This is a genomic window from Mesorhizobium sp. PAMC28654, assembly GCF_020616515.1.
GTDB lineage: Bacteria > Pseudomonadota > Alphaproteobacteria > Rhizobiales > Rhizobiaceae > Mesorhizobium.
Map to the genome: position 1 here is coordinate 6135820 of NZ_CP085135.1, position 24889 is coordinate 6160708.

Sequence of the window (24889 nt, forward strand, 5' to 3'; positions counted from 1 at the left end):
GATGCGATGATCGCGTGTCTCTTCCATTGTCGCGCTGTCATACCACCCGGTCCGGTTTTCGCTTTGCCGATTAGGGATGTGGATTGCTACGGATTGATGACCGGTCCTTCCAGGCGCTATCCTGTAGCCCTGTCACAAAGCTGACAAGTGCCGGTCCTAGCGTCAACAAGCTCCTCTAGCCATACCCCCAGCCATGAGGCTCCCATGATCAGGTCAGTTTTCTCCCTTTGCCTCGCGTCAACCGCGCTGGCATCGCTCGCCCCGGCCGCGAACGCCGCGCCTCCCGGCTACGACAAGATCGACACGGTCGTCGTTCTCTATGCCGAGAACCGCAGCTTCGATAATCTCTACGGCGGCTTCCCGGGCGCCAACGGGCTGGCCAATGTCAGCACCGACCAGGCGCGCCAGCTTGACCGCGACGGCCAGCCGCTGGCCGAACTGCCGCCGACCTGGGGCGGCCTGACCGCCAAGGGTGTGACGCCTGTCGTGACCGAGGCGCAGTCGGCGCATCTGGCCAATGCCGTCTTCGCCATCGACGATCCCAAGGGCTTCAACGAGAGCACCAGCGTCATCACCCATGATCTCTGGCATCGTTTCTACCAGGAGCAGATGCAGATCGACGCTGGCCGAAACGACAAGTTCGTCGCCTGGGCCGATTCCGGCAACCTCGTCATGGGCCACTATGACGGCTCCAACCTGCCGATGTGGGCGGTCGCCAAGAAGTACGTGCTGGCCGACAATTTCTTCCAGGGCGCCTTCGGCGGCTCCTTCTTCAACCACATCATGCTCGCCTGCGCCTGCGCGCCATATTATCCCCATGCCGACACCAGCCCGATCAAGGGCCAGATCGCCGTCGTCGAGCCGGATGGGGTGACGCTCAAGGTGGCCGACAATTCGCCGCCCTCGGCACTGGGCGGCGTGCCGAAATTCGTCAATGACGGCGCCATCACCCCCGATTTCTACGCCGTCAACACGATGCAGCCGGCTTACCAGCCGAGCGCCAACAAGCCGGCGGCGGGCGGCGATGCGGCGCTCGCCGACCCGGCACAACCCACCACGCTGCCGCCGCAGCATGAGGTGACCATCGGCGACCTGCTGTCTCTGAGGGGCATCGACTGGGCCTGGTACGCCGGCGCCTGGCAAGCGACGCTCGACGGCAAGAACGCCACCCCGGTGCCGAACTTCCAGTTCCACCACCAGCCCTTCAACTATTTCGCCGCCTATGCGCCGGGCACCGCTGCGCGCGCCGAGCATCTGCGCGACGGCGGTCTCGGTGGCACGGAGTTCATCAAGGCGATCGACGATGGCAAGCTGCCCGCCGTTTCCTTCTACAAGCCGCAGGGCAATCTCAACGAGCACAGCGGCTATGCCGACGTGAACAGCGGCGACCAGCATCTGGCCGACCTCGTTTCGCATCTGGAGAAAAGCCCGCAATGGAGCCATATGCTGGTCGTCGTCACCTATGACGAGAATGGCGGCTTCTGGGACCATGTCGCGCCGCCGAAGGCCGATCGCTGGGGGCCGGGCAACCGCATCCCGGCCTTCATCATCTCGCCCTATGCCAGGATGGGAACCGTCGACCACACGCAATATGACACGACGTCGATCCTGCGCTTCATCACCGCGCGCTATGATCTGCCGGTGCTCGCGGGCATCGTCGCCCGCGACAAGGCGCTGCGCGACAACGGTGAGCCGCCGATGGGCGATTTGAGCGCGGCGCTGGATCTCAGCCGGTAGTTCCGCGCGGCCGTCTGGTCGCCACAAGGAGATGGTCGCGCAGTCGCGCGTCGTTTCCCGATGGAATTCCCGACATGTCGGCCAGCCAGACGCCATCGGCCGCCAGCCGCACGACCGCGAGGTCGAGGCCGCTGTCGGTCGCCTCGTGGCGTGCCAGACGCGCCTTCAGCCACCGCGCCCACAGAGCGCGCAGGCCCGCATCCGTCAGCATCGAGATCGACAGCGGAGCCCAGGGCCCGCCGGCTGCATCCGTGCCGATATGGAAGACCGCCTCGACATAGGCGCGCGTAAAGGCGCCGTTGGGTTCGGGGTCGGCCGCGATGCGTTCGTCCAGATCGCGGTCGATCGTATCAAGCAGTTCCGCGAACACCGCATCGATCAGGGCTTGCTTGCTCGGGAAGTGGTGGATGAACCCGCCCTTGGTGACGCCGGCCGCGTCGGCCACGGCCTGGACGGTGACGGCGGCCAAGCCCTGCTCGACGGCGAGCCTTGCCGCTTCATCGAGCAGGGCGCGGCGGACGCGCTCAGGCTGCTTGGCGCGGGTGTAGCCGCCAGCGGTGCTCATCAATGCGCGACGCTGTTCGAAAAGACGTTCATCACGACAACGCCGGACACAATGAGGGCGATGCCGACGAGCGCTGCGGCGTCGAGCGTGAAGCGGAACACGAAGACGCTGACGAGTGAGGTCAGCACGATGCCGAGTCCGGCCCAGATCGCATAGGCGACACCCAGCGGAATGAGCTTCAGCGCCTGCGACAGGAAGAAAAGCGCCGCGACGAAGCACAGTGCCATGGCCAGGGTGGGCATGAGCCGGCTGAACTGCTCGGACTTCTGCAGAAGCGACGAGCCCGTGACCTCGCAGATGATGGCGAGGGCAAGGAAGCCATAGGCGACAAGGGAGGGGCTCATCAGGACGGGTCCATCTTAGGTTGACTTTGGAAGATACCATACGGTCGGTATCTTTGGAAGTCAACCGACACCGATGAAATGCGTTGCGACTTCGCGACGCGCAATCTCTCCAAGCTCAGCGATCCTTCGCGCCCCCTCTGTCCTGCCGGACGTTCGTCATTTGGAAAGCCAAGCAATTGGCTTTCCATCCGCTTCGTGGACCACTCCTCAACCCCCACGAGGGGGGAGATTGGATGTCGCCTCGGCTTTCGCCACTGGCCAACGTCTCAAAAAAGGCGAGGCGGCAGAAGCTGCCAATCTCCCCACCTGTGGGGGGAGATGTCCGGCAGGACAGAGGGGGCGCGAAGGATCGCTGCGTCGCACCACCGCCATGGCGCCTGTTGACGCCAATACTGCTTCCTCAGCCTTCGTCGACTATCCACCAATCAACAGGTCGCGGATGAGCATCTGCAGATTGCCGCCCTGGCCGAATTCGACGCGGTCGAAATCCCGACTGCCCTGCACCCGCGCCTTCGAGATCGCATCGAGCCGCCTGACCACCTCGTCGCGAATCTTGCTGCATTTGGGATCGTCGGGAACGGTGAGGCCGATCGTTGCCGCCTCGATGTCGTGGACCATCTGGATCATGCTGGCGCCATGCACCTTCTCATGCGCGGTGACGCCGGCGATGAAGACGTCCCAACTCTTCTGGACGGCCGGCGGCAGCGGGCCGGCCGCCTTCGGCAAGGTGTAGGTGACGATGAGCTTCGGCTTTGCCGACGCCAGCACGCAGTCCTTGCCCCTGTGCTGATAGTCCCTGACCCAGGTGAGCTTGAAATTGGTGTAGGCGATGGTGCGTGTCTTGGCGCCGCGGATCAGCGGCCCGTTCTCGCCGATCGAACGGTACAGTTGCTCTCCGGTCTGGCCCGAGATGGCGTAGGTCTCGACCTTCTCGACCGGCCCGGCATGCGCCGGAATTGACGGGATCACCAACCCGGCCGCCAGCCAGAACAGTCGAACATATGAACGCAAGCCACTCTCCCAGACAGCAGACTGAAATCCCTGGGCATCTCGCCACGACAGGCAATGCCACGAGGCCGTTCGTCCTATATGCTCAGGACGGATGCGGCAAATGCCTGGGATTGTCGGGGAGGGAAATCATGGGGACCAGCGCGGTGAAGGTCGTGGTCGGGAGCGCCGTCCTGGCATTGCTGGCGGGGCAACCGGCGTTTTCCGCGTCGTGCGGCTGGAACGCCAGGATGGAGGAAGACGAGGGCGGCAGCGTGATGACGGCCTCGGTCTGCGGCGGGCCGAAAGGCGATGCGCAGCTGATGCTGACCTGCTTCGCCATGCCGGTGCTGAGCTATGATCTCGGCGATGCCGGCCAGCAGCTGGAGCCGGGCATCAGCGCCTCGTTCGAGTTCAAGGCCGGCGGCAGGACCGTGAAGAAGAAGCTCCAGCTCGAAGCCATGTACAATTATTTCACCGTCGACCTGACGCGCGCCGACCCGTTGCTGGACCTGCTGCGCTCGAAAGGCGAGATCACGGTCAGCGCCGACAAATATGGCGCGAACAGTTTTCCGCTCGCCGGCTCCGGTGCCGCCATTGGCAAGATGCTGGCGCAATGCGGGAAGGCCAAGCCCGCCGGCGGCGACGGTGATTGAACGGCTGTTGCCGCGACTGCTGATCCTGCGAGGCTGAATCAGGATCGGCCTCCAACCTGCTGTTCCGGCTCGAACATTGCCGAGGGCAATCCGCTGCTTTCGATACCAGGGCAAGAACCGGAGTTTGGCTGCCTCGAGCGCAGGCTAGTGATCGATCAGGCCCAGCCATCAGGGCGGGCCAATTCCAATGACAGGAAAGAGATCGATCATGTCCAAAGAGAGCGACAACAAGGCCATTGTCGGCCGTTGGTTCACCCATTTCTGGGGCGAGACCTGCAACCTCGATATCGTCGACGAACTGGCGGCGCCGGACATGCTCCTGCACTATTCCCTGCATGAGCCGCGCCGGGGCCGCGACGACATCAAGGCTTTCATGAGTGATTTTCGCGCGGCGTTCCCCGACCTGCATTTCTGGGGCGCGGCCGAGCTGATCGCCGAGGGCGACTATGTCGTGGGCCAGTGGGACGGCGGCGGCATGCATACCGGCCCGGCCTTCAGCGACTTCCTCGTGGGGTCGCTGCCGGCAGCCAGCGGCCGCAAGATGCGGTTCACCGGCACCACCGTGCTGAAGATCGAGGATGGCAGGATCGTCTCGGAGATCGGCCTCGACGACGGCGTCAAGGCGCTGACGCAGCTTGGCCTGATCAAGCAGGCGTAAGTTTTACTTGAGCATGATCCCTGGCCAAACGGGAACCGTTTGTCCGGGAAAACCGGTTCCCACGTTTCGGGATCATGCTTCAGTACCCGCACGCACATCCGTTTCCGGCCGGTTTGGCAGGAAACGGGTGGTTCGCGCGGGCCGTTCCGCCCATTTTGAAGGATAACCCTGAGCGACATCATCGAAGAGGTGAACGATCATGAACATGGCACTCCGCGACATTCCGCAGCCAGTCACCGACGATCCGCGCTGGGCGCTGATCGTTACGCGCGACCGTGGCGCCGATGGCCAGTTCTGGTATTCGGTCTCGACCACCGGCGTCTATTGCCGACCGTCCTGCCCGTCGCGCGCGGCCAACCCACGCAACGTCGCTATCCACGCTTCGCTGCAGGCCGCGAAGGCGACCGGCTTCCGGCCGTGCAAGCGCTGCAGGCCGGACGGCCTGGCACTCGACGGCGAGAACGCCGCCATGATCGCCACGGCCTGCCGGCTGATCGAACAGAGCGAGGAGGAGCCGTCGCTGGCCACGCTCGCCGCCTCGGTCGGCCGCAGCACCAGCCATTTCCACCGCCTGTTCAAGGTGACGACCGGGCTGACACCGAAGGCCTATGCCGCCGCGCAGCGCGCGGCCAAGGTGCGGCAGGGGCTGGAAGCCGGCGCCAGCGTCACTGCCGCCATCTACGATGCCGGCTTCAACTCCAGCGGCCGCTTCTACGAGAAGTCGACGGACATGCTGGGCATGACGCCCTCGCGCTACCGCGCCGGCGGCGAGAACGAGGAGATACGCTTCGCTGTCGCGGAGTCGCTGGGCGCGGTGCTGGTGGCGTCAAGCGCCAAGGGCGTCGCCGCCATCCTGCTCGGCGATGATCCGGGCGAACTCGTTTGAAGACCTGCAGGACCGTTTTCCCAGGGCGCGGCTGGTTGGGGCCGACCGGGAGTATGAGGCGCTGGTGTCCGGTGTGATCGGGTTTGTCGAGGCGCCCGGTCTCGGCCTCGACCTGCCGCTCGACGTGCGCGGCACCGCCTTCCAGCAGCGGGTCTGGCAGGCGTTGCGCGACATTCCGGCCGGGCGGACTGTCTCCTACGCCGAGATCGCCCGCCGCATCGGCGCGCCAGGAGCCATGCGCGCCGTTGCCGGCGCCTGCGCCGCCAACAAGCTTGCCGTGGCCATCCCTTGTCACCGCGTGGTCCGGAACGATGGTGCGCTGTCCGGTTATGCCTGGGGAGTCGAGCGCAAGCGCTGTCTGATCGACCGCGAGGCGGCGCCCGGCGCCGCACGCTGATGAGCGACCTGTTCGACAGGCTTGAGCCTCGGGATCCACCACGCCAGGCGATGGCCGAAGGCGCCGTGCTGTTGCGCGGCGCCGCACTGCCGTTTGAAGCCGCCATCCTTGCCGCGCTGGATACGATCACGGCGCGGGCGCCGTTCCGCCACATGACGACGCCCGGCGGCTATGTGATGTCGGTGGCGATGACCAATTGCGGCGCCGCCGGCTGGGTGACCGACCGCAGTGGCTATCGCTATGACCGCATCGACCCGGACAGCGGCCTGCCATGGCCGGCGCTGCCGGATTGCTTCGTCGAACTCGCCGTCGCCGCCGCCACCGAGGCCGGCTATCCCGATTTCGTGCCGGATGCCTGCCTGATCAACCGCTATGAGCCCGGCGCTCGCCTGTCGCTGCACCAGGACCGCAACGAACGCGATCTTTCGTGGCCGATCGTCTCCGTGTCGCTCGGCTTGCCCGCCGGCTTCCAGTTCGGCGGCCTGAAGCGCACCGACCCGGTGCGCAAATATGCGCTGCGCCACGGCGACATCGCCGTCTGGGGCGGGCCGTCGCGGCTTTGCTTCCACGGTGTCTCGGAACTGAAGGATGGCGAGCACGAGATGCTCGGCCGCATGCGCGTCAACCTCACATTTCGCGGCGCGCTGTAGCCGGGGAGGGGATGATGCCGCCGACAGGGGTGCAGGGGATGAAGCATGGCAGCAAACCCGGCAGCACCATGGAGGCGCCTGAGCCCATCGCGAAGTCGTCAGCTGACCGTGCCAAGGCCCTGGTGATCGCCGGTATCGGCCGGCTTGTTGATGACGGCCACGCCAACTGGCGCCTGTCCGACACTGGCGATGTCGAGCTGCGGCTGGTGACCGGTGAAGTCTTCCTGCTGGGCTCAACGACGATGACCCGCATCGCCTGACGGCCGCTCTTTTCCAGCGGCCGGCTATGCCAACCAAAATCGATTTGAAAGCAAGGACCGGAGTGAGCGCGGATAGCTGAAATCCTAATGTCGGGCATCAACAGTCCACAAGGAGTGAAGCAGATGGAACGCCTCGACCTCGATACTATCAACACCGCGAACATCGCTGGTTACCCGCCGCGGCCGACAAGGCGCTCGGGCGCTTCGCACGAGATCGCCTTCGCAATCGGAAGGAGCGCGCTCGGCGCGGTCCTGGTTGCCCGCGGCGCCGTCGGCGTCTGCGCCATCCTGATCGGCGGCGATGCCGATGAACTGATGCTCGACCTTGCCGGCCGTTTCCCAGGCATGCGGCTTCAGCGCGACGAGGTGGGGCTTCGCCAGGACCTGGCCAGCACCATCACCTTCATCGCCAATCCCAGTGAGGGGCTCGATCTGCCGCTGGACATGAGCCGGGGCACGCCGTTCCAGCGGCGCGTGTGGGATGAACTGCGCACCATCCCGATCGGCGCCACGATCAGCTATGGCGCGCTCGCGCGGCGCATCGGCAAGCCCGGCGCGGTGCGCGCGGTCGCCAATGCCTGCGCGGCCAATGCGATCGCCTTGGGCATTCTGGACTTGCTTCGGTAAAGTGGAGAGCGGGTTGCTCATTCGGCGGCGTTTCGCTCGAACTGCATCGGGCTGATGTAGTCGAGCGCGGAATGCCGCCGGATGGGATTGTAGAAGCCGTCGATATATCGGGCAATGGCGGCTTGGGCATCGGCGCGGGTAAGGAAAGAGGTGCGCCAGATCAGTTCAGTTTTCAGCGTCTTGAAGAATGTTTCGACCATGGCGTTATCAAAGCAATTGCCCTTGCCTGACATTGAGATGATGACGCCGGCGGCACGCAATTCGGCTTGGTAGTCGATAGAACAATATTGGCTGCCGCGGTCGGAGTGGTGAATGAGGCCGGGTTCCGGCTGCCGCATGACGAACGCCTTGTTGAGCGCTGCCAGAGCCAGGCTGCGGTGTAGCCGGTTGCCAGCAGCCCAGCCAACGACCTTGCGGGCAAACAGATCGATGACGACAGCAAGGTACAACCAGCCCTCCCGCGTCCAGATGTAGGAGATGTCGGCACCCCATTTCTGGTTGGGACCAGTGGCGGCAAAATCCTGGTCGATGACATTGGGGGCAACCGGAAAGGCGTGTTCGCTGTCCGTCGTGCGCTTGAACCGCCGCTTCTGTCTTGCCTGGAGGCCATTCTCCCGCATCAGACGCGCCGTTCGTCGCCGGCCAATGGCAAAGCCATTGTCTTGCAGTTCCCGCGTCATGCGCGGGCTACCATAGGTTCCGTTCGACAGCGCGAACGACGATCGCACATGCGCCAGCATTATCATGTCGTCGCGCTGCCGGCGGCACGCCGGCCGGCGCCCCCAGGCAAAGTAGCCGCTCGGGCTGACACCCAGCGTCGCGCACAAACGGTCCACAGGGAAATCCTTCTTCGCCTGGTCGATGAGCGCGAACCTCACCGACTTCCCTCCTTGACGAAAAAAGCCGTCGCCCGTTTCAAGATATCCCGCTCCTGCCGAAGGATTTCATTCTCCCGCCGCAGCCGTTTCAATTCAGCGGCGACATCAGCATCAGGCGGACGCCCAGGATCGCCCATCTCACGATCCAGCTGCCGACCCATCCATCGCGTCAGCGTCGAGAAACCAACACCAAGATCCTCCGCGATCTGCCGCTTCGTCCGACCGCTCGTTCGCACAAGGCCAACCGCCTCCGCCTTGAACGCATCCGTAAACTGTCTCTGTTTCGTCATCGAGGTCGCCTTTCATCAGAAGGAAACTCTCCACTTTTTCGGGGCAAGTCCATTCCGTGCCATCGGGTCGTTCACGAGGACGGCACGTTGTCCGGCTATCGCTGGGGCGTCGAGCGCAAGCGCGCCTTGCTTGAGAGCGAGATCGCGGCACGGGAGATCAAGGCATGACCATGCATTCGACAGGCACGGCGGTGCAATCGGCGCCGGGCCTGATTGATGCTATTGCGCGCGCGCCTTCGCCACGTCGGCCGGCGTGATCGCCGATTGCTTGCCGCTGAAATGGCCGAGAACGTAGTTGCCGAGTGCCGCGATCTCGACGTCCGAATAGGCGTTGGCGAAAGCGGGCATCGCCTGCGTGCCCGTCGCCGTTGTCATGTGCGCCCCCTTGAGGATGACCTGGATCAGATTGGTCCCGTCGGGGTCGTTGACCGTGCGGCTTCCGTGCAAGGCGGCATAGGGCGTCTGCAGCCCTTCGCCGTTCCAGCCATGGCAACTGGCGCAGGCGCCCTGGAACAGCTTCAGGCCAAGCCCGCCTTGCGCGGCAGCGTCCGGAGCGGGGGCATAGGCTGTCGACGCCTTGAGCGTGGCCGGTTCAGCCTCGACGATGGCCTGGTCGGAACTTGCCTGCGGCGGCACGGTTCTCACATAGGCGACGATCGCCTTGATGTCTTCCGGCGTCAGATGGCGCAGGCTGTAGTCGACCGCTTCGCCCATGCTGCCCGTCGCCGAACCGCGCCCTTCGGCATGGCCCTTGGACAGATAGTCGGCCAGTTGCTCGTCGCTCCAGCCGCCTATGCCCGAGCGCTTGTCTGAACTGATATTGTAGGCCTTCCAGCCCTGCAGTTCGGCGCCGGCGAATTTCTTGCCGCTGTCGAGCGCGTAGAGCAAATTGCGCGGCGTGTGGCATTCGCCGCAATGCGCCATGGCCTCGACCAGATAAGCGCCACGGTTCCAGTCCGCTGTCTGCTGCGGATCGGGTTGCAGCGGGCCGCTCGGCACGAACAGCAGGTTCCAGAAGCGCATCACATAACGCTGGTTGAACGGGAAGATGAGATCGTTCTTCGGCTTGTCCGCGTGCACCACGGGCAGGCTGAACAGATAGGCCTTGATCGCCAGCGCGTCCTCCGTCGTCATCCGCGCATAGGCGGCATAGGGGAAGGCCGGATAGAGATTGCCACCTTGCCAGCCGATGCCCTGGTGCAGGGCGCGCACGAACTGCGCGTCGGTCCAGTCGCCGATGCCGGTTTCCTTGTCGGCCGTGATGTTGGGCGAGTAGAGCGTGCCGAACGGCAGCTTGAAGGCGAGGCCGCCCGCATAGGGCTTGCCGCCAGCCGTCGTGTGGCAGGCGACGCAGTCGGCGGCGCGCGTCAGATACTCACCGCGATCGATCAGCGCCTGGCCGGTGGGCAGTGCCGCCTGTGCCACGGAGACATCCGGCAGCGATGCCGGCTTGAACAGGAATACCGCGACGGCAGCAACAATGATCACAACGGCGGCGAGAACGATGAGGCCCAGCCGTTTCATCGTTACGCCGCCTCGGGCTTGGATTCGGCGGGTTCGTCGCTCACGGCCAGCGCGGCCAGAACAGGCACGCTGAGCGGCGGCATCATCGAGACGCTGGTCTTGTCGGCGCCGTCGCTCTTCAGCTGGTTGCGGTCGAAGGGCAGGCTGCGCAGGCGCTTTCCCGTGGCGGCGAAGATCGCATTGGCAAGGGCAGGGGCCGCCGACACCGTAGCCGTCTCGCCGATGCCGCCCGGCGATTCCAGGCTCTTGACGTGATAGACCTCGATCTTCGGCGCCTCGTTGTTGCGCAGGATGCGGTAGTCGTGAAAATTGCTCTGGTCGACGCGGCCATTGGTGAAGGTTATGCCGCTGTAGAGCGCGGCCGACAGGCCGAAGATGAGCCCGCCTTCGATCTGCGCCTCGACGGTGTTGGGGTTGATGGCGATGCCGCAATCCACCGCCACCACCGCCCGGTGCAGCGTGATCTCGCCGGTCGATGCCACCGAGATTTCCAGAACCGCCGCCATATAGCTGCCGAAGGCATCGTGCAGGGCAATGCCGCGTCCCGAGCCGACCGGCATGGGCGTGCCCCAGCCGGATTTTTCGGCCACCAGTTCCAGCACGCCCGCCGCGCGCGGCTGGTTCTTCGTCAGCGCCCGGCGATACTCGACAGGGTCCTTGCCCGCCGCGTTGGCGAGTTCGTCCATGAAGCTTTCGACGACGAAGACATTGTGTGTGGAACCGACGCCGCGCCACCAGGTGATCGGCACCGGCGGATCCTGGCGCACCCAGTCGACCTGGATGACCGGCAGGTCATAGGGCGGCTTGACCGCGCCCTCGACGGCGTCGTCGTCAAGCTTGTCGTCCGGCCAGCCGCCGGGAATATAGTTGCCCAGCACCGAGCCGCCGGCGACATGGTCGATCCAGACCACCGGCAGACCATCCGGGCCGAGCCCGGCGGAGATCCGGTCGTAATAGGCGGGCCGGTAGAGGTCGTGCTGGATGTCTTCCTCGCGGGTCCAGATCACCTTGACCGGGTAGCTCACCTGCTTGGCGATCGCCACGGCCTGCGCAACCGATTCAGCGACCAGCCGGCGGCCGAAGCCGCCGCCGATCAGATGGTTGTGGACGATGATCTTGTCGAGCGGGAAGCCGGTGACCTGTGCCGCGCCGGCCTGAGCCTGGGTTGGCACCTGCGTGCCGACCCAGATCTCGCATTCGTCGGCGCGAACATGCACGACGCAGTTGATCGGCTCCATCGGCGCATGGGCGAGGAACGGCAGTTCATAGGCCGCCTCGACCGTCTTCGATGCCGATTTCAACTTGCCTTCCACGTCGCCTTCCTTGCGCGCCATGATCGGCGTCTTGTGCTCGGACGCGGCCTTCAGGGCTGTCATGATATCGGCGCTGCCGAGTTTTTCATTGGCGCCATCGTTCCAGGTGATGTCGAGCGCCGCCAGCCCCTTCTTAGCGGCCCAGAAATGATCGCCGATGACGGCCACGGCGTTGGGCAGCCGGACAATATCGCGCACGCCGGGAATGGCGCGCGCGGCCTTCTCGTCGACATCCCGCAGCGTGCCGCCAAGGACTGGGCAGGCGGATACGGTCGCCACCTTCATGCCGGGCACGCGCACGTCGATGCCGTAGATCACCGCGCCATTGACCTTGCCCGCCGTGTCCACCCTGCGCAGCGACTTGCCGATCAGTTCGAAATCCTTGGGATCCTTGAGTTTTACGTCGCTGGGTACCGGCTGCTTGCCCGCCGCATCGGCGAGTGCGCGATAGGCAAGCTGCCTGCCGGTCGGCTGGTGCGTGACAACACCCAGTTTGGCCACGCATTCCGATGCTGGAACCGACCATTGCGCGGCCGCTGCAGCAACCAGCATCATGCGCGCCGTGGCGCCGGCCTTGCGCAGCGACTCCCAGGTGGCACGCATCGAGGTGGAGCCGCCCGTCGCCTGGCCGCCAAGAGCGGCGGTGGCATAGAGCTTGTCGTTGGGCGGTGCGTCGACGACGCTCACCTGATCGAGACCGACTTCCAGTTCCTCGGCGATCAGCGTGGCCTCGCCGGTATGCGTGCCCTGTCCCATTTCGATGTTGGGCAGGATGAAGGTGATCTTGCCGTCGCTGCCGATGCGGATGAAGGCATCGGGTGCGAAGGCGGCGGAGACGTCGCCCTCGACAGGGTCGGTCGAGGCAAGCACCGGCCTGATGCCGGCGCCAAGCATGGCGAAGCCCAGAAGAAGGCCGCTGCCTTGCAGGAAGGCCCGGCGCGAGCGGCCTGGTTTCGCTGGAGAGGTCGGGGAGGGGGAGAATGGCTTGCTCATGCTGGCTGTCTCCCGTTCCTCAGGCCTTGGCGGCCTGTTTTATCGCCGCTCGGATCCGCGTGTAGGTGCCGCATCGGCAGATGTTGCCGGACATGGCCGCGTCGATGTCGCTGTCGCTCGGATCGGGCGTGCGGTCGAGAAGCGCCGAGGCGGACATGATCTGCCCGGACTGGCAATAGCCGCACTGGATCACTTCGAGGTCGAGCCAGGCCTGCTGCACTTTCTTGCCAGAGGGCGTCGCGCCGATCGCCTCGACGGTGGTGACATGCCGTGAACCGACCGAAGCGACAGGCAGGACGCAGGAGCGGACGGGTTGCCCGTCAAGCTGCACCGTGCAGGCGCCGCACTGAGCGATACCGCAGCCGAACTTGGTGCCGGTCAGGCCGATGACGTCTCGCAACACCCACAGCAGCGGCATGTCGTCGGGAACATCGACGTTGCGGTCCTGGCCATTCACGTTCAGCGCAATCATCGGCCGATCCTCGCTTGTCCACATCCCCCGCGTGCACAATTGGCATCGGCTCGCGCGATGTGTCCAATCAAATGGAATGTGTTCCGACGGCGGCAAGGGAGGCTGTGTCTTTTCCGTAGGAAAATCTGGGAACAATCCGGCCGGTGATAGCCTGGGCAAGCCCGGCGTCGGCATCGGCCTCCCGGTCTGCGCCACTCACGCAGGAAACGGGTGGCTTGCCGGCGCCGTTTCGACGACGCTCAAGTTGGAAAAACCGCAGGAGGCAAGGCCATGACCATCCATTCGATAAATGTCGCTGCCCGGCTGACCGAGGACCGTGTCGCCCGATATGACTGGGCGGCTCTGGGTAGCGAATTGAGCGGCCATGGCTGCGCGGTGATGGAAAAACTCCTGTCACCTGACGAGTGCCGGCAGATCGCCGGCCTCTATCCGGAGGAAGGCCATTTCCGCAGCCATATCCACATGGCCCGGCACGGCTTCGGCAAGGGCGAGTATCGCTATTTCCGCTATCCGCTTCCCGACCTGATCGGGAGCCTGCGCAGCGCGCTCTATCCTCGTCTCGCTTCGGTCGCCAATGAGTGGAACGAGCGCATGGGGCAGGCCCAGCGCTATCCAGCCGAGCACGCCGCGCTCCTGAAACAATGCCGCGACCAGGGCCAGACAAGGCCGACGCCGCTTTTGCTGCAATACGTGCCCGGCGACTTCAACTGCCTGCACCAGGACCTCTATGGCGATCTCGCCTTTCCGCTGCAGGTGGCGATCCTGCTGTCGGAGCCGGGCGAGGATTTCACCGGCGGCGAGTTCGTGCTGACGGAGCAGCGCCCGCGCATGCAGAGCCGGGTCGAGGTGGTGCCGCTCAGGCAGGGCGATGCCGTGGTCTTCGCCGTCCACAACCGCCCGGTGCAGGGCACGAAGGGCAATTATCGGGTGAATTTGCGGCACGGCGTCAGCCGCCTGCGATCGGGCATGCGGCATACTGTGGGGATTATTTTTCACGATGCGAAGTAGTGGGCACGACGCGAAGTAGCGGGTCCGGCAAGGGGCCGTCGCACGACTCCAGGTACGCCACGGCTTGTTATTGTGCGGTGCAGCAACGATATTGCTGCAAGTGCGTTGTGCGCGGACATCCGCCATTCCGGCGGCAAGGGTACCGAGTTGCGAAACATATCAGACACGATCGCTCGCCTGAGCGCGATGAGCGGCCGGCAGGGTGCTTCGCACTCCAATTATCCAGACCGTTTGTCGGACGTGACCGGATTCGGCTCCAATCCCGGCGCCTTGCGTGCACGCGCCTACATTCCCGGGAATATTCCCGGGAATGCGGCACTCGTCGTCGTGCTGCATGGCTGCACTCAGAGCGCGGCCGCTTACGATCATGGTTCCGGATGGTCACAGCTCGCGGACCAGGAGGGTTTCGCGGTCCTGTTTCCCGAGCAGCAACGCGCCAACAATGCCAATCTCTGCTTCAACTGGTTCGTGCCCGGAGATATCAGCCGTGACAGCGGCGAAGCGCTTTCCATCCGCCAGATGATCGAAGCCGTGGTCGTCGCCCATGGTCTCGACCGCAAGCGAATCTACATCACCGGCCTGTCGGCGGGCGGCGCCATGGCGACGGCGATGCTGGCTGCCTATCCGGAAGTGTTCACCGGCGGCGCAATAATCGCCGGACTTGCCTATGGCAGCGCTTCCACGATCCCCGAGGCGTTCGACCGCATGCGCGGCCATGGCGGTCAGTCGATAGCCGAACTGCAGATGCGCTTGCGCGAGGCCTCGCCGCACAAGGGTTCCTGGCCGAGGATTTCGGTCTGGCAGGGCTCGGCCGACACGACCGTCGTGCCGTCCAACGCGGATGCAATCCTCGCTCAATGGCAAGGGGTGCATGGCCTGGGCGCCAAGCCCACACGCGTGGAAACCGTCGACGGACAGAAGCGGCAGGTCTGGTGCGACGCCGATGGCCGCGAAGTGGTCGAGCGCTATAGCATTGTCGGCATGGGCCATGGCACGCCATTGAAGACGAATGGCGATGACGGAATAGGTCGGGCAGGGCCATTCATGCTGGATGTGGGGATATCCTCCACACATCATATCGCCAGCTTCTGGGGTATTGCGAAAGCCGGCGCACGTCGCCCGGCGCAAACAGACGCCGCCTCGGCAGTGCCCGCGTCCGGCACGGCTATTCGAGCCTACAGCTCGAAGGAAAAGCCGCGCGCGGTCCGCCTGGACCCGACGGACGAACAGCGGCCTGAGGCACGCGGTTCGTCCGCCGGCATAACCAAGGTCATCGAGGATGCCTTGCGTGCGGCAGGCTTGATGCGCTAGCCGCTACATCTTCACCTTCGGCTCGCGCGCCCAGAAACGCAGCGCGCCCAACTTCGTCAGAAATTCGGCCGTGTCCTTGGGGCCGGAGAGGTGCGCAAAACCATCGTCGAGCATGCCGGCGATGCCAGCCTTTTCCAGCAGCGGCATGGCGGCATCGACATAGCCGATGAACTTGCAATGGGCGAAAGCGTCGGCCACGAAATCGCGCGCGGTCGCTTCCTTCACCAGTCCTGGCACGGCGCTTGTAGCGGGCAGCAATGCAACCGCGTCATAGAGCACCGACGGACCGCCGCCGATCATCTGGTGCGCCTCGATCAGGCTGCCGTCGCTGGCCTTGGCGCCGCCGACCTTGGGGGCGATGATCTCGAAACTGGCTCCGGCCTTTGTCAGCGCTCCGGTCAACGCCTTGAGCAGCGCCGCATCGGTGCCGTCGGTGACGAGGATGCCGAGCTTGCGGCCCTCGAACCGCTCCGGCCCCTTCGCCAGTATGCTGAGCGACGGCGCTTCGGCCAAATCCTGCCGGGTGGCGACGGCGGCATCGGCGGGCTTGGGCATCGCCTTCAGCCCAAGACCGTCGCTGACCTTGGCCGCCAGGCCATCGTCGATGTTGAGCAGGTGAGACACCATCCGTTCGCGGATGACCGGTGTCTGCACCTTGCTGAGCTCGAAGGTCAGCGCATCGGCGATATGGCCTTGCTCCGGCGGCGTCTGGCTGATGTAGAACTGCCGTGCCTGGCTGTAATGATCGGCAAGGCTCTCGGCGCGGATGCGCTGCTTCTGGCCTTGCTCTGCCTCGGCAAACGAGCGGAAGCCGCGCTGCGGCGATTCCCTTGGGCCTTCGCCGAAGGAGTTGGGTTGGTAGTTCACGCGGCCTACGGGATTGCGCATGGCCATATGGCCATCCTGCTGGAAATTGTGGAACGGGCACTTTGGCGCGTTGATCGGGATATGCGTGAAGTTCGGCCCGCCCAGCCGCTTTATCTGCGTGTCGAGGTATGAGAAATTCCGGCCCTGAAGCAGCGGGTCGTTGGAGAAATCGATCCCTGGCGGCACGTTCTGGGTCATGAACGCGACCTGCTCGGTCTCGGCGAAGACATTGTCGGGCATGCGGTCGAGCACGAGGCGGCCGACCGGGACCGGCTTCAGGATTTCCTCGGGGATCAGCTTGGTGGCGTCGAGGACGTCGAAATCAAAACTGTCGGCGAACGCCTGGTCGAACAGTTGCACCTGCAGTTCCCATTCCGGGAAATTGCCGGCCTGGATCGCTTCCCACAGGTCGCGGCGATGGAAGTCAGGATCGGCGCCGTTGATCTTCACCGCCTCGTTCCAGGCGACGGACTGCATGCCGAGCTTGGGCTTCCAGTGGAATTTCACGAAGGTGGATTCATCCTTGGCGTTGATCATGCGGAATGTGTGGACGCCGAACCCTTCCATGAAGCGCAGGGAACGCGGGATGGCCCGGTCGGACATGACCCACATGATCATGTGCATGCTCTCGGGGGTCAGCGAGATGAAATCCCAGAAATTGTCATGCGCTGATTGTGCTTGCGGGAAGCCGCGATCGGGCTCTTCCTTTACGGAATGGATGAGGTCGGGAAACTTGATTGCGTCCTGGATGAAGAACACCGGCATGTTGTTGCCGACGATGTCCCAGTTGCCTTCCTTTGTGTAGAGCTTGACGGCAAACCCCCGCACATCGCGCGCCAGGTCGGCCGAGCCCTTGTTGCCGGCCACGGTGGAGAAGCGGACGAAGGCCGGCGTCTTCTCGCCGGCGCGCTGGAAGATGTCGGCGCGCGTGTATTTGGACAGCGGCTGGTAGGTTTCGAAATAGCCGTGTGCACCGTAGCCGCGCGCATGCACGACGCGCTCGGGAATGCGTTCGTGATCGAAATGAAAGATCTTTTCGCGGAAATGGAAATCCTCCAGCACGGTCGGGCCACGCGCGCCGATCTTCAGCGAATTCTGATCATCGGAAACCGGGCCGCCCTGCGCGGTCGTCAGCACAGGGGTGGATCCGCCGGCATGTTGGTGCAATTCGCCTCCTTCGCCTCGAACCAGTTTCTGGTCATGAATGACGGCTTGGCTGCCGGCATTTCGGCTTGGAGACTTGGCCATGGCTTGTTCCTTTCCGGGTTTTGGAGATGACGATCTCAGCCACAATGTCCGCCAGGCCATGAGGTTCCGACATGTCATGGGGTATTGGCCGGGCTTTGGCGATGTCTCAAAGCCCTGCGAAATCAGACCTTGCCAGCCGCCGCACGAGGAGACGACCGCGTCTTTCAGCAACTAAGGACGCTCGCTAAACGACGCCTGGTGATGGCGCGGAACAATTCACTGGACCGCTCATTGTCCCTGCGAGGGTAAGTCCCACAGGAGAACACAATGGCCAGACAGAAAATGCTCGCAGACCTTTTTCATGACACGCTGAAAGACATCTATTTTGCCGAGAAGAAGATACTCGCAACCTTGCCCAAGATGGCCAAGGCGGCCCAGAGTGCCGACTTGAAGGCCGCCTTCGAGAAGCATCGCACCGAAACCCAGGGGCACGTCGCCCGCCTCGAGAAAGTGTTCGCCATCATCGACAAGAAGCCGCAGGCCAAGACCTGCGCGGCGATCGTCGGCATCACCGACGAGGGCGCGGAAATCATGGAAGAATACAAGGGGTCGCCAGCGCTCGACGCCGGGCTTCTGGCAGCCGCGCAGGCGGTCGAGCACTATGAGATTTCACGCTACGGCACGATGCGCACATGGGCCAACGAGCTTGGCCTGAAGGACGCGGTGGCGCTGCTTGACGCGACGTTGAAGGAAGAAAAGGCGACCGATGAAGCCCTGACGGGCATCGCCATGACAGTCGTCAACCAGCAAGCGGAAGCAGCCTGAGCGAACAGGAGGCCCGCCGGCGTTCGGCGGGCCCCTTTTGGAGGTTTCAATGGCAAATACCCCATCGAAAGACCATCGCATTTCCGACCAGGAGGCTTTGCGTATAGCCGAGCAAACCGACGTCTCGCCACGGCAGGCCAAGGAACTCGCCAAGGAGCATGGCAAGGCCAAGGGCGAGCAGGAAGCCCGGAAAACCAAGAATGAAGGTTGACGACTGAACCAGTTTCGAATCGACAATGATCGAGACGAGCGAGCAACCCGCGCCGCACGGACAAGGTGTAGGCGAAATCCAAACAAATGATCGAGACAGGAAGCTAGGCCCCGAGTTCACAGGTTTCCAATGGCACGCACTTCGATAGTCGTCATCGGTGCTTCCGCAGGGGGCGTAAGCGCGCTGCGTCTGCTGGCAGGCGCACTGCCGGCGGATTTTCCGGCGGCTATTTTGGTCGTCCAACATATCGGCGCCCACAAAAGCGAGTTGCCGGCGCTTTTGACCGCGGCTGGGTCGATGCCGGCTAAGCACGCCGAGGACGGCGAAACGATAGTTCCAGGCCACATCTACCTTGCACCGCCCGATCGCCATCTGACAGTCAACGACGGTAGATTGCACCTCTCGCGAGGCCCAAAGGAAAACTGCTCCCGGCCGGCCATCGATCCGCTATTCCGCAGCGTTGCCGCAAACTATGGTGCGAAGGCCGCGGGCGTTATCCTGACGGGCAATCTGAACGATGGGACGCTCGGCCTCCTGGAGATAAAACTGCGGGGCGGCGTCGCCATCGTGCAGGATCCCGAAGACGCGGCCCATCCTGACATGCCGAGAAGCGCCGCCGCCCATGTCAGGCCGGATTATTGCCTACCACTGACGGCTATCCCGAAGTTGCTTGTTGAATTGGTCAACGGATCAGACAGAAAGGCAGCGGCCATGCCAATCTCCCCTTCACAACAGAATGCCGGGGCGGAGCCCGAGAAAATCAACGGCAACAGATTCGAGCGGCCGCTGACCGTCACCTGTCCGGAATGCGGCGGAGCTCTAAAGAGACGGGTGGTTGGGTCAATCGTCAAATTCGACTGCCACATCGGGCACACCTACACCGCCGAGGTCATGGCGGCCGCACAATTTGAAGAGATGGAAAAGGTCATGCGCGCCGCGGTGAGGTTCCTCAATGAGCGAGCCGAATTCTGCCTGCAGATGGCCGAACATATCCGTACCGCTGAACCTGTCGCCGCCGCCGAGTGGCATGCGGCTAGCAAGCAGGCGATGGATCGGGCCTACAAGCTCCGCGACCTCGTTGAGCAGGACTGGATCACGCCGGAGTCCTCTGGAATTGCGCCGGTTGGGAATGGTCGAGACCGGGCTGTCAGCGATAACGCTATCGAAAACTAGCTCCATCCCGATGGAATCGGGATGCGGCTCTATCTTGTTGTTTGATCATGATCTCTGGACAAACCGGGAGACCGTTTGTCCGATAAAACCGGTTCCCACTTTTCGGGATCATGCTCTAATCCAGGCAGCCTCCGCGATCAGTCGCTGCAGTTCTTCCGGTTGATACGGCTTCTGCAGTGTTGGCTCATCACGGTATCCGTCCACCAGCCCTGCCGAGCCGTAGCCCGTTGCGAAGATAAAAGGGATGCCCCGTTGTCTCAGGATGTCGGCGACAGGGAACGTTTGTATTCCCGCCAAATTGAGGTCGAGAATCGCGAAGTCGATGTCGGCTCGCAGGGCAAGTTCCACCGCTGTCGGCACGCGAGTGGCCAGGCCCACCACTGTGTGTCCCATTCCCGCCAACAAATATTCAAGGTCCATGGCGAGCAGGAATTCATCTTCGACGATCAGGATTCTTCTGGCTGTGTGGTTCGGCACCCGGTTTCCCCGCCTGTTCTGTTCGCTCGGGCAACGGCGCATCTATCGTGCACACAACACCGGACGATCCATATGAAACGCGGACCTCGCCACCAAGTTCCGACGCGAGTGCTCGTTCGATCAGCCGCGACCCAAAACCCTTGCTTTTCGGAGTAACCACGGCTGGGCCACCGCTTTCGGTCCAGCTGAGATTCAAGCGCCGATCAGCGCCGCTCCCCGGCAGGTGCCACACAATGACAACGTGCCCCTCATCGCGCGACAGCGCGCCATATTTCGCCGCGTTGGTGGATAGTTCGTGCAGCGCCATCGAGACGGCGAGTGCCGCACCGGGCGAAAGCTTCACGTGCGGTCCATCGATACGGAAGCGATTTTCCCCGCCGGCATGCGGCTTGACCGTATCGAGGATGATCTCGGTGAGGTCGGCGCCCGCCCAGCTTTCACGGGTCAGCACGTCGTGCGCCTGCGCCAGGTTCAGCAATCGCGAGCCGAAGGCTTGGCGCGCTTCCTCGATCGTCGCCGCATGACCAAGTGTCTGTGATGCGATCGACTGCACCACCGCCAGCGTGTTTTGACACGGTGGTTGAGTTCGCCGACCATGATCTTTCGGTGCTCGTCGGCGCGCCTGCGCTCGGTCATGTCCCGCGCGATCTTCGACGCGCCGATGATCTTGCCTTCGGCGTCCTTGAGCGGCGATACGCTCAACGACACCCAGACGTGGCTGCCGTCCTTGCGCAGGCGAATGGTCTCGAAATGGTCAATGTGCTCGTCGCGACGGATGCTTTCGAGAATATCCACTTCCTCCTCGTGTCGGTCGGTGGGGATCAGCAGCATGATGGATTTGCCGATGATCTCATCGGCCGTGTAACCGAAGAGCCGCTCCGCGGCCTTGTTCCAGCTGGCGATGATGCCATCGGTGTTCTTGCTTATGATCGCGTCATCGGAGGAACCGACGATCGCTGCCAGCTGCTCGCCTGCCGCCTCCGCACGCTTGCGTGCGGTGATGTCCTGGAAGATGACCGCAAGCCGTCGCCGCCGGATACCCTCAAGGGGAAACGCATAGAGCTCCAATACGCGTCCGTTCGTTATGAGACCGCGCTCGAACCGGATTGGCTCCCCACTTTTCAAGACAGCATCATAGGTCTTGAGCCATTCTTCCGATTCTCCCGGAACGACGTCCCGGATGGTTTTGCCCACAACATCGGCGATGCCACTTTGACTTTCGAAGGCAGGATTGGCCTCGATATATCGAAAATCGATTGGCGTGCCCGGCTGGGTGTCGGTCCTCTCGATGATGCAGAACCCCTCGTCGATCGAATCGAAAAGAGCCCGGTATTGGGTTTCGCTCTCGCGGAGCGCGGCTTCACTGCGCCTGTGCTCCGTGGCGTCCTCGATGGACAGCAGGATCAAATTGTCGCGGCCACCGTTGCGCGCCAGCCGGCGCGCATTGAACAACAGGGATCGCGATCCGATGTCACGATAGTCGTGCTCGATCTCGAAATCCGTGACTTGCTCGTCCTTGGGAATAACCGCCTCGAGCAGCGTTCGCAGCGCCGGTATGTTCCATTGACTGCTTCCAATTTCGTAGATCAAACGGCCTTCGGCCTCGTTCTTCGCAACCTTGAACAGATTGTAGAAAGCACTGTTGGCGGACTGAACGCGCAGATCCCCGTCGAGAACCAGAAGTGGCTGCCTTACCGTCTGGACAATGGCTTCAGCATAGATGCGCGCCTCATTGACCGCGTCGGCGGCCTGTTTCTGCGCGGTGATGTCGCTGAAGGCAATGACAACGCCGGCTATGTGGTTGTCCAGCGTGCGATAGGGAAGCATGCGCCGCAGATACCAGCGGCCGGAGTCGCTGGGGACTTCGGCTTCGATGGTGGTGAGTTTCCTCAGCACCGTTTCAGCATCCGTCAAAAGCTCCTTGTCGGAAAACTTTCGAGCGAAGTGGCCGATAGGGCGTCCTATGTCGGATGACACGAGGTCGAACTGCGCTTTGGTGGCGGGGGAAAACCATTTGACGCGGAAATGGGTGTCGAGAAAGAGGGTTGCCGTATCGGACCCGGCCAGCAGATTGTTCAGATCGTTGGTGGCGTGCTCCAGTTCGCCGATCTTGTGCTGAAGCTGGCTGTTGACGGTGTTCAACTCCTCATTGAACGACTGCAACTCCTCCTTCGACGTCTCCAGTTCCTCATTCGTGGATTGAAGCTCCTCGTTCATCGAGGTGGCTTCTTCATTCGAGGCCTTCAATTCCTCGTTGGTCGTTTCCATCTGTTCAATGGTGGTCCGCAATTCGGCGCGCGAGGCCTTCAATTCATCCAGCAGCGCGCGTTCGCCAGCCGACGCATCAGCCGCATTCTCGCGGGCGAGCGTCGGCCGGCTCCTGCGGTGACGGTGCGGGCGCGAAGCTTACCAGCAGGAACCGTCCGTCGCGGGAAGACTCCGGCAGCGGCATCACCGTCATCACCACGGACCGACCCGACTTGCTCTCCCGCATGCGGGCGCTGACGGTCACGCTCTTGTCGTCCTTGACCGCTTCGCGCAGCGCCACGCGAAGTTTGGAACCCAGCCCATCGCGGGCCATGGTCAGCAAATCCCTGGTCGGCTCGCCCGGCGGCTGCTCCAGATAGTCCCGGGTCCTCCCGTGGAAATAGAGAACGCGGCCCTGGTGATCGATCAAAACCGACGCGGGTGCATAGCGCTCAAGCAATGCGCGGCGTGCCATTTCGGCCGCCGGAACGTTTTGCTCGGTTGCAGGCGAAAGAATCTTGTCTATGGCGTGTCGCTCCCTGGAACCGTTCGGCGCTGGATAGTTGATGAGATCGTGCCGGGTCGGTCCCAGGCGTCGAAAAATACGCCATTTCTTCGACGCCGTCTCGAACAGGTCTTCATACCGGCCGATCGTTTCGGCATTGCCAAGAAACAGATGGCCGCCCGGCCGCAGGGCGAAGTGGCAAAGGGCAAGGATTCTCTGCTGCGCTTCCGGTTCCAGGTAGATCAGAACGTTGCGGCATGAGACCAGGTCCATGCGGGAAAACGGCGGATCGCGCAGCAGATTCTGTGCCGCGAACACGACCATGTCGCGAAGCGCCTTGCGCACCTGCCAGGTTCCGTCGAGCTTCTCGAAGAAGCGGTGCAAGCGAGAGGCGGGGAAACCGGCTATGGCGGCGGCCGGGTAGATACCATCGCGGGCCTTGCGCAGATTGACTTCCTGGGCATCCGTCGCGAAGACTTTCAGGTCGAAACGCTTTCCGGCCGCTTCAGCCAGTTCGGTCACCAGCATGCCGATGGAATAGGCCTCCTCGCCTGTGGAACAGGCTGGCACCCAGACCCGGATCGAACCGCCGGTCGTGCGTTCCGCGACCAATGGCGCGATTACCAGTTCGGCAAGTGCCTCCCACGCTTCAGCGTCGCGGAAAAATGCGGTGACGCTGATCATCAGGTCTCCGGACAGTGCGTGGACTTCCTCCGGTCTGGTGCGCAAGTCATCGATATATTCGTCCAGCGTCTCGATGTTCCGCAGACCCATACGGCGGTGAACGCGGCGCTTGAGCGTGCTTCGCTTGTAGGTGCGGAAATCAGGCCCGCCGTGAGCCCGCACGAGGTCCAGTACCTGCTCGATCGTCGCATGGCCGTCCGGCGAAGCGGCCTCGATCTCTGTTTCCGGGGAGACGTAGCCGTGGCGCATGTAGGCAAGCAGAACCTCCGGCATTTTTTCCGCAGATAGAATATGATCGGCCATGCCAGCCGCGATCGCACTTCGAGGCATGCCGTCGAATTTGGCTGTCTCGGGCGCCTGCACCAGGCTCATGCCACCCTCGGCCCGGATGTCCTTGAGGCCCTCGGTGCCGTTGCTTCCGGTGCCGGAGAGCACGATGGCAACGGCTCGTCGGTGCTGGTCCGCGGCCAGTGAACTGAACAGCACATCGACGGGATGCCCTTGGCCGCGTGGGGCGACCGGCTTCGACACGTGCAAGGCGCCGTCGCCAATCCGCAGGTCGGAATTGGGTGCAATCACATAGACGTGGTTGGGTGCGATCCGCATGCCATCGATGACCTGAACAACCGACATCGCCGTGCGGGCACCCAGCACATTCGCCATCTCGCTTTCGCGCTTCGGATCGAGATGCAGAACAACCACGAAGGCGCAGCCGCTGTCTGCCGGCATGGCGTCGAAGAAGTGGCTGAGCGCCTCGATGCCGCCGGCCGACGCGCCGATGCCTATGACCGGGACGGTCGAAATGCCATGGGAGACGTTTCCGGTGGCGCTGGCGGCGCGCTTCCTGTTGGCCAGCAGGAGACTGTTCTTGCCGTCATGGCGAGCCCGTGGCCGCTTCTGGTTCGGCCCGGTTCCGGGCTCGTCGATTTTCTTTATGGGGTCGTCCGTCACACCAGCCCAGCCTCTCACCCAAATTAACGCCGGATCGCTCGAAACGATCCCGAACTTGATGAGCGCTAGATACAATAGGGTCCGAGAAGCTTTGCATGCGCCGCACCAGCCCACAAGAAGCGCAGGCGCTGGGCGCTGCCAACGACGCCCGGTCGCGGCCCGTCAGGAGCGGCTTTTTCGCGCGGGAGCCGTTTGCAAGCTTTCG

General features: G+C 63.3%; 23 protein-coding genes and 2 pseudogenes. 13 read left to right on the forward strand and 12 right to left on the reverse strand.

Translation table 11 applies throughout. From position 1 onward, the window contains the following. The first annotated feature begins 204 nt into the window (after positions 1–204). Positions 205–1737 carry an acid phosphatase gene (locus tag LGH82_RS30345; protein WP_227346203.1) on the forward strand — a complete coding sequence of 511 codons (1533 nt, stop codon included), beginning with the start codon at positions 205–207 and terminating at the stop codon, positions 1735–1737. On the opposite strand, the gene LGH82_RS30350 is transcribed toward LGH82_RS30345, so the two are convergent. From LGH82_RS30350 to LGH82_RS30360, 3 genes are all read right to left on the reverse strand, one after another. Then, positions 1727–2302, reverse strand: a complete 576-nt coding sequence (locus LGH82_RS30350) for a TetR/AcrR family transcriptional regulator (protein ID WP_227346204.1) — start codon at positions 2300–2302, stop codon at positions 1727–1729. The genes LGH82_RS30345 and LGH82_RS30350 overlap by 11 nt on opposite strands. Beyond that, positions 2302–2646: a DMT family transporter gene (locus LGH82_RS30355; RefSeq protein WP_227346205.1), complete on the reverse strand. Its 345-nt coding sequence runs from the start codon at positions 2644–2646 to the stop codon at positions 2302–2304. The genes LGH82_RS30350 and LGH82_RS30355 overlap by 1 nt, the downstream gene beginning before the upstream one ends. Before the next feature lie 414 nt (positions 2647–3060). Further along, a complete protein-coding gene (locus tag LGH82_RS30360; protein ID WP_227346206.1) occupies positions 3061–3657 on the reverse strand; it encodes a DUF922 domain-containing Zn-dependent protease in 597 nt (198 codons plus the stop codon). Between the two features lie 128 nt (positions 3658–3785). Between LGH82_RS30360 and LGH82_RS30365 the strand changes: the two genes are divergently transcribed. The 6 genes and pseudogenes from LGH82_RS30365 to LGH82_RS30390 all read left to right on the forward strand — a co-directional run bounded on the left by LGH82_RS30365 (position 3786) and on the right by LGH82_RS30390 (position 7767). Continuing rightward, positions 3786–4289 carry a hypothetical protein gene (locus LGH82_RS30365; protein ID WP_227346207.1) on the forward strand — a complete coding sequence of 168 codons (504 nt, stop codon included), beginning with the start codon at positions 3786–3788 and terminating at the stop codon, positions 4287–4289. Positions 4290–4497: 208 nt separating this feature from the next. After that, positions 4498–4947, forward strand: coding sequence for an ester cyclase (locus tag LGH82_RS30370; protein ID WP_227346208.1), 450 nt, complete (start codon positions 4498–4500; stop codon positions 4945–4947). Between the two features lie 205 nt (positions 4948–5152). Then, positions 5153–6230, forward strand: a pseudogene (ada, locus tag LGH82_RS30375) (bifunctional DNA-binding transcriptional regulator/O6-methylguanine-DNA methyltransferase Ada). Continuing rightward, positions 6230–6880, forward strand: a complete 651-nt coding sequence (gene alkB, locus LGH82_RS30380) for a DNA oxidative demethylase AlkB (protein WP_227346209.1) — start codon at positions 6230–6232, stop codon at positions 6878–6880. Before ada ends, alkB begins: the two are co-directional and overlap by 1 nt. A gap of 14 nt (positions 6881–6894) precedes the next feature. Continuing rightward, positions 6895–7140, forward strand: a complete 246-nt coding sequence (locus LGH82_RS30385; protein WP_227346210.1) for a hypothetical protein — start codon at positions 6895–6897, stop codon at positions 7138–7140. Positions 7141–7263: 123 nt separating this feature from the next. Then, complete coding sequence (locus tag LGH82_RS30390) at positions 7264–7767, forward strand: methylated-DNA--[protein]-cysteine S-methyltransferase (RefSeq protein ID WP_319799903.1); 504 nt, start codon at positions 7264–7266, stop codon at positions 7765–7767. 17 nt (positions 7768–7784) lie between these two features. Here LGH82_RS30390 and LGH82_RS30395 read toward each other — a convergent pair. Further along, positions 7785–8935, reverse strand: a protein-coding gene (locus LGH82_RS30395) for an IS3 family transposase (protein ID WP_413771365.1) whose coding sequence is annotated in 2 segments (ribosomal slippage) — positions 7785–8671 and positions 8671–8935 — 1152 coding nt in all. Because the reading frame shifts where the segments join, the coding sequence is not laid out codon by codon here. A 48-nt stretch (positions 8936–8983) separates the two neighbouring features. On the opposite strand from LGH82_RS30395, the pseudogene LGH82_RS30400 reads away from it, so the two are divergent. Next, positions 8984–9103 (forward strand): annotated as a pseudogene (locus LGH82_RS30400) (MGMT family protein); the annotation flags it as partial. A 51-nt stretch (positions 9104–9154) separates the two neighbouring features. On the opposite strand, the gene LGH82_RS30405 reads toward LGH82_RS30400, so the two are convergent. Genes LGH82_RS30405 through LGH82_RS30415 form a run of 3 tightly spaced genes read right to left on the reverse strand, consistent with a single transcriptional unit; the run spans position 9155 to position 13237 of the window. Continuing rightward, complete coding sequence (locus tag LGH82_RS30405; protein ID WP_227346211.1) at positions 9155–10459, reverse strand: c-type cytochrome; 1305 nt, start codon at positions 10457–10459, stop codon at positions 9155–9157. Positions 10460–10461: 2 nt separating this feature from the next. After that, on the reverse strand, positions 10462–12765 hold the full coding sequence (locus LGH82_RS30410) for a xanthine dehydrogenase family protein molybdopterin-binding subunit (RefSeq protein ID WP_227346212.1): 2304 nt from the start codon (positions 12763–12765) through the stop codon (positions 10462–10464). Between the two features lie 19 nt (positions 12766–12784). Continuing rightward, the gene (locus tag LGH82_RS30415) at positions 12785–13237 is read right to left on the reverse strand and encodes a (2Fe-2S)-binding protein (protein ID WP_227346213.1); all 453 of its coding nucleotides are present in this window, start codon (positions 13235–13237) and stop codon (positions 12785–12787) included. Between the two features lie 270 nt (positions 13238–13507). Here LGH82_RS30415 and LGH82_RS30420 point away from each other — a divergent pair, with 270 nt between their 5' ends. Then, positions 13508–14245: a 2OG-Fe(II) oxygenase gene (locus LGH82_RS30420; protein ID WP_227346214.1), complete on the forward strand. Its 738-nt coding sequence runs from the start codon at positions 13508–13510 to the stop codon at positions 14243–14245. Positions 14246–14392: 147 nt separating this feature from the next. Then, a complete protein-coding gene (locus LGH82_RS30425; protein ID WP_227349731.1) occupies positions 14393–15556 on the forward strand; it encodes an alpha/beta hydrolase family esterase in 1164 nt (387 codons plus the stop codon). Between the two features lie 3 nt (positions 15557–15559). Here the strand turns inward: LGH82_RS30425 and LGH82_RS30430 are convergent, their stop codons facing one another. Further along, positions 15560–17671, reverse strand: a complete 2112-nt coding sequence (locus tag LGH82_RS30430) for a catalase (protein ID WP_227346215.1) — start codon at positions 17669–17671, stop codon at positions 15560–15562. 267 nt (positions 17672–17938) lie between these two features. On the opposite strand from LGH82_RS30430, the gene LGH82_RS30435 reads away from it, so the two are divergent. The 3 genes from LGH82_RS30435 to LGH82_RS30445 all read left to right on the forward strand — a co-directional run bounded on the left by LGH82_RS30435 (position 17939) and on the right by LGH82_RS30445 (position 19820). Then, complete coding sequence (locus tag LGH82_RS30435; RefSeq protein ID WP_227346216.1) at positions 17939–18436, forward strand: ferritin-like domain-containing protein; 498 nt, start codon at positions 17939–17941, stop codon at positions 18434–18436. A 49-nt stretch (positions 18437–18485) separates the two neighbouring features. Then, positions 18486–18647 carry a hypothetical protein gene (locus LGH82_RS30440; RefSeq protein ID WP_227346217.1) on the forward strand — a complete coding sequence of 54 codons (162 nt, stop codon included), beginning with the start codon at positions 18486–18488 and terminating at the stop codon, positions 18645–18647. Between the two features lie 129 nt (positions 18648–18776). Then, positions 18777–19820 (forward strand): chemotaxis protein CheB, encoded by a 1044-nt coding sequence (locus tag LGH82_RS30445; RefSeq protein ID WP_227346218.1) that lies wholly within the window; start codon positions 18777–18779, stop codon positions 19818–19820. A 108-nt stretch (positions 19821–19928) separates the two neighbouring features. Here the strand turns inward: LGH82_RS30445 and LGH82_RS30450 are convergent, their stop codons facing one another. Genes LGH82_RS30450 through LGH82_RS30465 form a run of 4 tightly spaced genes read right to left on the reverse strand, consistent with a single transcriptional unit; the run spans position 19929 to position 24684 of the window. Continuing rightward, a complete protein-coding gene (locus tag LGH82_RS30450) occupies positions 19929–20297 on the reverse strand; it encodes a response regulator (RefSeq protein ID WP_227346219.1) in 369 nt (122 codons plus the stop codon). Continuing rightward, a complete protein-coding gene (locus LGH82_RS30455) occupies positions 20254–20853 on the reverse strand; it encodes a sensor histidine kinase (protein WP_227346220.1) in 600 nt (199 codons plus the stop codon). The genes LGH82_RS30450 and LGH82_RS30455 overlap by 44 nt, the downstream gene beginning before the upstream one ends. Further along, complete coding sequence (locus LGH82_RS30460) at positions 20769–22607, reverse strand: PAS domain S-box protein (protein ID WP_227346221.1); 1839 nt, start codon at positions 22605–22607, stop codon at positions 20769–20771. The genes LGH82_RS30455 and LGH82_RS30460 overlap by 85 nt, the downstream gene beginning before the upstream one ends. 34 nt (positions 22608–22641) lie before the next feature. Next, positions 22642–24684 carry a chemotaxis protein CheB gene (locus LGH82_RS30465; protein ID WP_227346222.1) on the reverse strand — a complete coding sequence of 681 codons (2043 nt, stop codon included), beginning with the start codon at positions 24682–24684 and terminating at the stop codon, positions 22642–22644. Positions 24685–24889 lie beyond the last annotated feature (205 nt).